Here is a 9,177-nt window from a genome sequence, read left to right on the forward strand (position 1 = left end):
CTTCACCCAGCCCTGCGTGACGCTGACGGGCTTCGATACCACGATCACTGGCGTCATCAGCGCCGATCCGGCGGCGTCGCGCTTCTACGCGCCGTTCCTCGGGAACCGGCCCGCCGACATGACGCCGGCGGACTGGAGCGCGGCACAGGCGCGGGCGCGGGCGCTGATCACCGACTCGCTGAACCCCGAATATCGCAAGATCGAGACCTTCTATCGCGGCACCTATCTGCCGGCCTGCCGCAAGCAACTGGCGGCGACGGGGCTGCGCGACGGTCAGCGGCTGTACAATTATCTGGTACGGCGCGAAACCACGACCACGCTGACACCCGAGCAGATCCATCAGACCGGCCTCGATGAAGTCACGCGTATTCGCGCGGAGATGGACGCGGTGGCGAGCAAGGCGGGTTATCCAACTCGCGCGGCGTTCATCGCCGCGCTGCGCACCGACCCGCGCTTCTACCCCCGCAGCGCGGGTGAGCTGATGGCGGCGGCGGCGCTGCAGGCGAAAACGATCGACGGCAAGATGCCGTCTCTGTTCGCGACGCTGCCGAGGCTCCCCTATGGCGTGCGTGCGATCCCGGCGGAAACCGCTGAAGGTGCGACCACCGCTTATTACATGCCGGGTTCGCCCAGGACGGGTATCTCCGGCACCTTTTACGTCAACACATCCAAACTGTCGCAGCGGCCGCTGTACGAACTGCCCGCGCTGACCGCACATGAGGCGGTGCCGGGCCACCACAACCAGATCGCGCTGCAACAGGAGCTGAAACTACCGGCATTCCGTCGGTATGCCGCCTATTTCACTGCCTTCACCGAAGGCTGGGGGCTGTATTCGGAGCGGCTCGGCATCGAGATGGGGCTGTACGATACGCCCGAGAAAGACATGGGCCGGCTGTCCTATGAGATGTGGCGGGCGTGCCGGCTGGTGGTCGATACCGGCATCCACGCCAAGGGGTGGAGCAAGGAGCGCGCGGTCGCCTTCATGAAGGAAAACACCGCGCTTACCGATGCCAATATCGATGCCGAGGTGAACCGCTACATCACCAACCCCGGCCAGGCGCTGGGCTATAAGCTGGGCGAGCTGAAAATCCGGGCGCTCCGCGCGCGGGCGGAAAAGGCGCTGGGCGATCGCTTCGACATCCGGCGCTTCCACGATGCGGTGCTGGCGCAGGGATCGGTGCCGCTGGACGTGCTGGAGCAGCAGGTGGACGAGTGGATCGCCGGGCAGCGGTGAGGGGCGCGCATCCTGGGGTCTAGGCCGGGGGCGTCGATGCAGCGGTCATCGGTACGGCCCGGCATCCCCCGGCAACGGGCATCAGGCGGCGATCCGCCGCCGCAGTGCCTTCTCCAGCCGGTCGGCGCTCTGCGCGCCGGGAATGGCGAGCCGGCCCTCCAGCACGATCGTGGGCACCGAAACCACCCCCTCTTCGCGCCAGTAGGATTCCGCCGCGCGGACCTGCGAGGCGTAACGACCGTGGTCGAGCACCTCCGCCGCGGCGTCGCCGTCGAGCCCAGCGCGCGCTGCCGTCGCGATCAGCACCGTGCGATCCGAGACATTCTCGCCGCGCGCGAAATAGGCGTCGAGCAACGCCCGCTTCAGCGCCGGCTGCCCGCCCGCCTCCGCCGCCCAGTGCAGCAGCCGATGGGCGTCGAACGTGTCGTACAGTCGATCCGGGCGACCCGACATGTCGACCCCGACGTCCGATGCGGCGTCGCGGATGCGGCTTCCCGCGGCACGCGCCTGATCAGGCCCGGCACCGTATTTGCGCGCCAGATTGTCTGCGATCGGCTCCCCTTCCGGGGGAAGGCCGGGATTGAGTTCGAGCGGATGGAAGACGACCTCGATCGCCGCAGCGTCGCCGATCCGCGCGATCGCCTCGTCCAGCGCGGCCAGGCCGATCGCGCACCATGGGCAGACGATATCCGACACCATGTCGATGCGGATCGCCGGGCGCGCCACCGCCACGATCAGGCTGCCCGGGCGACTGCCGGAAGCGGTTCGGCCCGTGCGTGTGAGTCGATCGCGTCGACGATCGGCGCGATCACCTGGGGCGGCAGCGTGTGGCCCATGCCCTCGATCTCCAGCAGGCGCGCGCCAGGGATCGCCCGGGCGGTCTGCCGCCCGCCCTCGGGGGGGACGAGCGGGTCGTCGCTGCCATGGATCACCAGCGTCGACGCGACGATGCGCCGCAGTCGCTCGGTGCGATCGCCGTCCGCGATGATCGCCGCCATCTGACGCAGGAAGCCGGTCGGGCAGTGATTGCGCAGCACCTCGTCACGGATCCGCTCCGCCATCAGCGCGTCCTCGATAGGGAATTTCCCCCCGACCGCGCGGCCCGCCAGCGTGCCATGCGCGACGATCGCCTCGATATCGTCATTGCGGGGATGCCGCAGCAGCAGCGCGGTGGCCCGCATCGTCGGACGCGAGCAGGTCGGATGGCCCGTGGTCGACATGATCGAGCACAGGGTTTCGACTCGCTCCGGCCAGCGCGAGGCGACCAACTGCGCGATCATGCCACCCATCGACGCGCCGACCACATGGGCACGGTCGATCGACAGCGCGTCGAGCAGGCCGACCGCATCCTGCGCCATGTCGGTCAGCGAATAGGGTACGGCTGGTTCGCGGCCGAACTGCCGCTGCATCGCGGTCCACAGGATGCTGGGCACGCCGCGATCGTCGAACTTGGTCGACAGGCCGACGTCGCGATTGTCGTAGCGGACCACGCGATAGCCGCGCGCGACCAGTCCGTCGACCATCGTGGCGGGCCAGCGCACAAGCTGCGCGCCCAGGCCCATGATCAACAGCACCACCGGCCCGTCGCGCGGGCCGCTGTCTTCATATTCAATCTCGATGCCATTCGCGCGTGCGCGGGCCATTACCGTCTCCGTGCCAAAGTCGGACTATCTATGCCGTGTCATCTGAATGCAACATTTCCGTGATCGGTTCCGCTTCGGCGTATCCCGTGATAGCGCATGTCGTTCCATGGCCGATCGTCTCCACCTCGACCGCTTCGTTCCCTATCAATTGTCGGTGACGTCCAACCGCGTCAGTGATCGGATCGCCCGCGCCTATGACGCGCTGTTTGGGTTATCGATCCCGGAGTGGCGGCTGATCGCGCTGATCGCCGAACACGCGCCGGTGACGCAGGCCGAACTGGGTGAGCGCAGCCGGATGGACAAGGTAACGGTCAGCCGCGCCGCGATCGCACTCACGGCGCGCGGGCTGCTGGCCCGGCAGCCGAACCAGGCCGACCGGCGTTCGCACCACTTGACCCTCAGTGCCAGCGGCAAGGCATTGTATGCCGAGGTCGCGCCCAAGGCGATCGAACTGGAGCGTCGCATCTTCGGCCGTTTCGACGCGGCCGAACTGCAGCAATTCACCGACATGCTGCGACGGATCGACGCCGCCGCGCAGGAGGATGATTGAATGACGACGCCTCCGTTGGTCGCTGGTGTGGAACTGGGTGGCACCAAATGTATCGCGATCCTGTCGAGCGGACCCGATCAGATCCTCGAGGAGGTCCGCGTGCCGACCACGCACCCGGACGAGACGCTGCCCGCGCTGGAGGCGGCGCTTGACGGCTGGCGCGGGTTTGCGGCGATCGGTGTCGCCAGCTTCGGTCCGGTGTCGATCGATCCGCAGTCGGGCGACTACGGAAAGATCACCTCCACGCCCAAGCCGGGCTGGGCGAATACCGATATCGCGCGGCGGCTGGGTGCGCGCTACGGCGTCCCGGTCGGCTTCCATAGCGATGTGGTGGGCGCGGCGATGGCGGAGGCGCGGTGGGGCGCGGGGCAGGGGCTGCGCGACCTGGCCTATGTGACGGTTGGCACCGGGGTCGGCGCGGGCCTGATCGCGCAGGGGCGTCCCGTCGATGGGCTGACGCATGCCGAACTTGGCCATATCAAGCCGCCACGCCTCGCCGGCGACGACTGGATCGGTGCCTGCCCCTTCCATGGCGCCTGTGTCGAAGGGCTGGCGGCGGGGCCGGCGATCGCGGCGCGCACCGGGGTGAAGGGCGAAATGCTGGCCGCTGACGACCCGGCGTGGGAGATGGTGGTCGACGCTTTGTCGCATCTGTTCGCGACGCTGACGCTGACCGGGGTGCCGCGTCGCATCGTCCTTGGCGGCGGGGTGATGGTCGGCAATCCCGGGCTGCTGCCGCGCTTGCGGCGCGCGACGGCGGCGAACCTGAATGGCTATGTCGCGTTGCCCGAGGTGGCGGAGATGGACACGTTCATCGTCCCTGCCGCGCTGGGCGGCAATGCGGGGCCGCTGGGGGCGGTGGTGCTCGGGACGCTGGCACTGGACGAGCGCTTGCGGCGGGTGGCCTGAACACCCGCCACGGCGGAGGGTGAATCAGGGCACCAGCGCGGCCTGTTCGGCGGCCGCCACCTGCGCCGCGCTGGGGGTCACGCCGGTATACAGGACGAATTGCTCCAGCGCCTGCAAGGTCGCGATCTCGGCCCCGGTGACGACGCGCTTTCCGGCCGCTCGCGCCGCGCGCAGCAGCGGCGTGTCGACGGGCTTTGCGACGACATCGATCACCACCGCCGCCGCGTCGATCTGTTCGGCGGTGAAGGCGAGCGTGTCGTAATCCGCGCCGGCCATCCCCAATGGCGTGACGTTGACGATGATCGGCGCGTGCCGCCCCGCCACCTCGGGCACCCAGGCGCAGCCCAGCCGGTCGGCGAGCGCGCGTCCCTTCGCGGCATTGCGCGCCACGATCGTGCCGGGGCCGAAGCCCGCATCGACCAGAGCGGTCGCGACGGCCTTGGCCATTCCGCCGCTGCCGCGCAGCAGGAAGGCGGCGCGCGGCAAGGGTGCGATCAGGGCGCGCACGGCGCTATAATCGGTGTTGTACCCGCTTAGCTGCCCGTCGTCGTTGACGATGGTGTTGACGCTCTCGATCGCGGCGGCGGAGTCGCGCAGTGCATCGAGCAGCGGGATCACATCCTCCTTGAACGGCATCGAGATCGCGCAGCCACGGATGCCCAGCGCGCGGATGCCGGCGATCGCGGCGGGCAGGTCCGTGGTCGTGAACGCCTTGTAGACATAGTCGAGACCCAGGGCGGCATAGAGATGATTGTGAAAGCGCGAGCCGAATGTGCCGGGGCGCGCGGCCAGCGACATGCACAGGCGGGTGGCGGGGCCGATCGGCGGTTTCGAAGGGGAAATGGTCATCGCGCGTCTCCTACAGGGGCAGGGCGGGCTGCACATCCTCCTCGTCGCGCACGATCGCCGACATCGTCAGGCCCAGCAGCCGGATGCCGCCCGCGACCGGCAACAGCGGCGCCAGCAGCGATTCGCCGACGGCGGTGAAATGCGCCCGGTCCGCGATCGGCACCAGGCCGGATTTGGCGCGCGTGATCGTATGGAAATCGGCGCGACGCACCTTCAGCGTGACGGTGCGCCCGCGCGCGCCGGAACGCTCGATCCGCACCCAGGCCGCATCCGCCACCCGGGCGAGTGCCTCGCGGATCGCGGCGGGATCGTCGAGGTTCGTCTCGAACGTCCGTTCCGCACCGACCGATTTGGCCTGGCGGTGGGCGCGAACCGGGCGGTCGTCGATCCCCCGCGCGGCGCCATACAGATAATCGGCATAGCTGCCGAAATGTGCGCGCAGCCAGTCGATGCTACGCTCACGCAGATCAGCGCCGGTTTCGATCCCCAGCCGCGCCATTTTCGCCGCGGTGACGGGGCCGACGCCGTGGAAGCGCTTGACCGGCAAACTGCCCACGAAGGCGGGGCCCTTGCCCGGCGGGATGACGCAGATCCCGTCGGGCTTGTTCTGGTCGGACGCCAGCTTCGCGATGAACTTGTTGTAGCTCACCCCTGCCGACGCGGTCAGCTGCGTTTCGGCCTTGATTCGCGCTCGGATCTGTTCCGCGATCGCCTGGGCGGAGCCGAGTGCATGGCGATCCTCGCTGACGTCCAGATATGCCTCGTCCAGCGACAGCGGCTCGATCAGATCGGTATAATCGGCGAAGATCGCGCGGATCTGACGGCTGATCGCGGCATAGACTTCGAACCGCGGCTTGACGAACACCAGATCGGGGCAGCGCCGTACCGCGGTGACCGAGGGCATGGCGGAACGGACGCCGAAGGCACGCGCCTCATAGCTGGCGGCGGCGACCACGCCCCGCGCCCGCGCGCCGCCGACCGCGACCGGCCGCCCGCGCAATTCGGGCGCATCGCGCTGTTCGACGCTGGCGAAAAAGGCGTCCATATCGATATGGATGATCTTGCGCGGCACCGAGCACATATAGCGTGCCGGTGACGCGGCGCACCTTTTCCGCTACAGGCGCGCGCATGACCGACGATCTTCAGCGACCGATCCTCACGCCGCCCGACGGGCACAAGAAGGTGCTGCTCCATTCCTGCTGTGCGCCCTGTTCGGGCGAGGTGATGGAAGCGATGACCGCGAGCGGGATCGACTATACGATTTTCTTCTACAATCCCAACATCCACCCGAAGGAGGAGTATATCCTCCGCAAGGAGGAGAATATCCGCTTCGCGGAGAAGCATGACATACCGTTCGTCGATGCCGATTACGACACCGTCAATTGGTTCAAGCGCGCCAAGGGCATGGAGTGGGAGCCGGAGCGCGGCGAGCGTTGCACGATGTGCTTCGACATGCGCTTCGAGCGAACCGCGCTCTACGCGCATGAGAACGACTTTCCGGTCATCACGTCGTCGCTGGGCATTTCGCGCTGGAAGAACATGACCCAGATCAACGGCTGCGGCGAACGCGCGGCGGCGCATTACCCGGGGATCAGCTATTGGACGTTCAACTGGCGCAAGGGTGGCGGGGCCGCCCGAATGATCGACATTTCGAAGCGCGAACGTTTCTATCAGCAGGAATATTGCGGCTGCGTCTATTCACTGCGTGACACCAATGCCCACCGCGTGAGCCAGGGGCGCGAGGAAATCCGCATCGGTGAAATGTTTTACGGCGACGAATGAGTGTCGCCGCCGGTGGCCGGCGTCGCGTCGCCTCTCGTGCGATGTGCGCGGCCGCGCAAATGACCGCTTGAAACCCACGGGACCGCTGATATAAGCCGCGCCCTGTCACCGGTCGATCGGCCGCGCGGCACCCTGGTCGGGGAATAGCTCAGCCTGGTAGAGCACTGTGTTCGGGACGCAGGGGCCGGAGGTTCGAATCCTCTTTCCCCGACCAATTTACTGATATGATGGCGACGATATCGCCTCCCCGATCGGGACGGCGTTGCCGGCGGCTTCGAGGAGGCGGATCGGGACGCGCCCGGCGGCGGGGCGGATGCCGCGGCTGCGGGTGTGTAGTTGGTGGGCGAGGAGGCCACTCCAAAGGGCGACAATGGCCGTCTCCACCCCCGCCGGCAGGCGAAAGATGGCTTGCCACGTCGAAATGCCGCCCGCTTCGCGGCGCGCGCGCGGGATCGTCATGGAATGCCGATCGGCGCCTCGACCGATCGGGGATAGGTGCTCAACGCTGCGCGGCTGAGCGCCAGCGCCAGCCGGTCAGCGGCGGCCGCATCGCGGGGAGCGGGGCGCACCGTGACGGCGGCGCCGTGCCACGAGATGCGGCCATCGCCGTTTCCGTCGCCGCGCCGGCGGATGCGGATGTCGATCGTCGTGCGCTGCATCGTCGCGAGCGCCGCACCGCCGCCGGACAGCGGGACGGTGACACCCCCCGACGACACCGATGGCGGCTGGCGGGGCGACGTGCCGATCGCGGTGCCGACGTCATCCCGCGTCACGCTCACTTGCGCGACCATCGCCGCATGGGCCGGATCGTCGAGAATGGTAAAGCCCCGCTCGCCCAGCGTTTCGCTCACCGCCGCGCGTGCGACGCGGTCCCACCGATCGCGCGGCGCTGATTCATCGGGGGAGGTGATCGCGATCGTGCCCTCGCCCTCCGCTGCCATCGCCGGGGTGGGGCGCGCCGTCGACAAGGCCAAGGCGGCGATGCCGGCCCCGGCGATGATCCGTCCGAACGTCATGCCGCCCTCCTTCGCCCATCCCCACCACCTGCGGGGCAAACGCGCCACCGCGCCACGCGCTGCGCCGTGCCGCCGGATTTTCGCGGAGGCGATCAGTTTTTCAGCCGCCACCCGCTTTTGAAGATCCAGCCGATCACCGCGAGGCACGCGACCAGAAACGCCAGCGTCACCCCCAGGCTGACCGCGATATCGACATCGCCCTTGCCGAAGAAGCTCCAGCGGAAACCGCTGACCAGATAGACGACCGGGTTGAACAGGCTGACCGTGCGCCACGGCTGCGGCAGCATGTCGATCGAATAGAAACTGCCGCCCAGGAACGTCAGCGGCGTGATCAGCAGCAACGGGACGAAGTTGAGCTGTTCGAAACTGTTCGCCCAGATACCCAGGATGAAACCGAACAGGCTGAACGCGATCGAGGTGAGCAGCAGGAATGCGATCATCGCCAGCGGATGCAGCACCGTCACCGGCACGAAGAAGGCGGAGGTGGCGAGGATGATCGCCCCGATCACCACCGACTTGGTGGCCGCCGCGCCGACAGATCCCACCACCAGCTCCATCGGCGCGATCGGCGCCGACAGCAATTCGAAGATCGTGCCGGTGAATTTCGGGAAATAGATGCCGATCGAGGCATTGCCGACACTCTGCGTCAACAGCGACAGCATGATCAGCCCGGGCACGATGAAGCTGCCATAGCCGACGCCGTCGACGCTCTGCATCCGGCTGCCGATCGCGCCGCCGAAGACGATGAAATACAGGCTGGTGGTCAGTACCGGCCCGATCAGGCTTTGCCACAAGGTGCGCAGCGAGCGCGCCATCTCGAAGCGATAGATCGCCCAGATCCCGTGCAGGTTCATGCCCGTTCCTCCACCAGATCGACGAAGATGTCCTCAAGGCTCGATTTCGAGGTTTCGAGATCCTTGAAGGCGATATGCCGGTCGCCCAGCGCGCGGAGCAGCGACGGGATGCCGGTATCCTCCTGCGTCGCGTCGAAGATGTAGCGCAGCGTCTTGCCCTCGTTGACCAGATGGAGCTGCCAGCGCTCGAACCCCGCCGGGACGGCATCGAGCGGATCGACCAGCGCCAGATCCAGTTCGCGCTTGCCGAGTTTCCGCATCAGCGCGTCCTTCTCGTCGACCAGCAGCAGCCGGCCCTTGTTGAGGACGCCGATCCGGTCCGCCATCTCCTCGGCTTCGT

The 9,177-nt window shown here is 67.6% G+C and carries 11 protein-coding genes, 1 tRNA gene and 1 pseudogene; 5 read left to right on the forward strand and 8 right to left on the reverse strand.

The features are described from left to right. Positions 1 to 1,234: DUF885 family protein (locus tag ACFDSW_RS12575; protein ID WP_375250634.1), on the forward strand; the 1,234-nt coding region annotated here is incomplete at its 5' end. Between the two features lie 81 nt (positions 1,235 to 1,315). Here ACFDSW_RS12575 and ACFDSW_RS12580 read toward each other — a convergent pair. Together ACFDSW_RS12580 and ACFDSW_RS12585 are read right to left on the reverse strand one after the other, a co-directional pair. Then, positions 1,316 to 1,960: a DsbA family oxidoreductase gene (locus ACFDSW_RS12580; RefSeq protein WP_375250635.1), complete on the reverse strand. Its 645-nt coding sequence runs from the start codon at positions 1,958 to 1,960 to the stop codon at positions 1,316 to 1,318. 8 nt (positions 1,961 to 1,968) lie between these two features. Then, on the reverse strand, positions 1,969 to 2,877 hold the full coding sequence (locus tag ACFDSW_RS12585) for an alpha/beta fold hydrolase (protein ID WP_375250636.1): 909 nt from the start codon (positions 2,875 to 2,877) through the stop codon (positions 1,969 to 1,971). Positions 2,878 to 2,983: 106 nt separating this feature from the next. Here ACFDSW_RS12585 and ACFDSW_RS12590 point away from each other — a divergent pair, with 106 nt between their 5' ends. Then, entirely contained in the window at positions 2,984 to 3,427 is a 444-nt protein-coding gene (locus ACFDSW_RS12590) for a MarR family winged helix-turn-helix transcriptional regulator (RefSeq protein ID WP_375250637.1), read from the forward strand. Beyond that, entirely contained in the window at positions 3,428 to 4,336 is a 909-nt protein-coding gene (locus ACFDSW_RS12595) for an ROK family protein (RefSeq protein ID WP_375250638.1), read from the forward strand. A 24-nt stretch (positions 4,337 to 4,360) separates the two neighbouring features. Here the strand turns inward: ACFDSW_RS12595 and ACFDSW_RS12600 are convergent, their stop codons facing one another. Beyond that, the gene (locus ACFDSW_RS12600; protein WP_375250639.1) at positions 4,361 to 5,185 is read right to left on the reverse strand and encodes a shikimate 5-dehydrogenase; all 825 of its coding nucleotides are present in this window, start codon (positions 5,183 to 5,185) and stop codon (positions 4,361 to 4,363) included. Positions 5,186 to 5,195: 10 nt separating this feature from the next. Next, a complete protein-coding gene (gene dinB, locus ACFDSW_RS12605) occupies positions 5,196 to 6,266 on the reverse strand; it encodes a DNA polymerase IV (protein ID WP_375250640.1) in 1,071 nt (356 codons plus the stop codon). A 47-nt stretch (positions 6,267 to 6,313) separates the two neighbouring features. Here dinB and ACFDSW_RS12610 point away from each other — a divergent pair, with 47 nt between their 5' ends. Next, positions 6,314 to 6,967 carry an epoxyqueuosine reductase QueH gene (locus ACFDSW_RS12610; RefSeq protein WP_375250641.1) on the forward strand — a complete coding sequence of 218 codons (654 nt, stop codon included), beginning with the start codon at positions 6,314 to 6,316 and terminating at the stop codon, positions 6,965 to 6,967. A gap of 137 nt (positions 6,968 to 7,104) precedes the next feature. Next, positions 7,105 to 7,181: transfer RNA gene (locus ACFDSW_RS12615), tRNA-Pro, on the forward strand. Between the two features lie 2 nt (positions 7,182 to 7,183). Here the strand turns inward: ACFDSW_RS12615 and ACFDSW_RS12620 are convergent. The 4 genes and pseudogenes from ACFDSW_RS12620 to ACFDSW_RS12635 all read right to left on the reverse strand — a co-directional run. Next, the gene (locus tag ACFDSW_RS12620) at positions 7,184 to 7,426 is read right to left on the reverse strand and encodes a hypothetical protein (RefSeq protein ID WP_375250642.1); all 243 of its coding nucleotides are present in this window, start codon (positions 7,424 to 7,426) and stop codon (positions 7,184 to 7,186) included. Beyond that, complete coding sequence (locus ACFDSW_RS12625; RefSeq protein WP_375250643.1) at positions 7,423 to 7,983, reverse strand: hypothetical protein; 561 nt, start codon at positions 7,981 to 7,983, stop codon at positions 7,423 to 7,425. Before ACFDSW_RS12625 ends, ACFDSW_RS12620 begins: the two co-directional genes overlap by 4 nt. Positions 7,984 to 8,075: 92 nt before the next feature. Continuing rightward, positions 8,076 to 8,837 (reverse strand): ABC transporter permease, encoded by a 762-nt coding sequence (locus tag ACFDSW_RS12630; protein ID WP_375250644.1) that lies wholly within the window; start codon positions 8,835 to 8,837, stop codon positions 8,076 to 8,078. Next, positions 8,834 to 9,177: pseudogene (locus tag ACFDSW_RS12635) on the reverse strand (multidrug ABC transporter ATP-binding protein); the annotation flags it as partial. The pseudogene ACFDSW_RS12635 and the gene ACFDSW_RS12630, both read right to left, overlap by 4 nt.

Source organism: Sphingomonas sp. (assembly GCF_042091075.1).
Lineage (GTDB): Bacteria > Pseudomonadota > Alphaproteobacteria > Sphingomonadales > Sphingomonadaceae > Sphingomonas.

Coding starts and splice junctions, on each gene's coding strand:
- ACFDSW_RS12620 (WP_375250642.1), bottom strand. CDS start 7,426: ATGACGATCCCGCGCGCGCGCCGCGAAGCGGGCGGCATTTCGACGTGG.
- ACFDSW_RS12625 (WP_375250643.1), bottom strand. CDS start 7,983: ATGACGTTCGGACGGATCATCGCCGGGGCCGGCATCGCCGCCTTGGCC.
- ACFDSW_RS12585 (WP_375250636.1), bottom strand. CDS start 2,877: ATGGCCCGCGCACGCGCGAATGGCATCGAGATTGAATATGAAGACAGC.
- ACFDSW_RS12600 (WP_375250639.1), bottom strand. CDS start 5,185: ATGACCATTTCCCCTTCGAAACCGCCGATCGGCCCCGCCACCCGCCTG.
- ACFDSW_RS12630 (WP_375250644.1), bottom strand. CDS start 8,837: ATGAACCTGCACGGGATCTGGGCGATCTATCGCTTCGAGATGGCGCGC.
- dinB (WP_375250640.1), bottom strand. CDS start 6,266: ATGTGCTCGGTGCCGCGCAAGATCATCCATATCGATATGGACGCCTTT.
- ACFDSW_RS12610 (WP_375250641.1), top strand. CDS start 6,314: ATGACCGACGATCTTCAGCGACCGATCCTCACGCCGCCCGACGGGCAC.
- ACFDSW_RS12590 (WP_375250637.1), top strand. CDS start 2,984: ATGGCCGATCGTCTCCACCTCGACCGCTTCGTTCCCTATCAATTGTCG.
- ACFDSW_RS12595 (WP_375250638.1), top strand. CDS start 3,428: ATGACGACGCCTCCGTTGGTCGCTGGTGTGGAACTGGGTGGCACCAAA.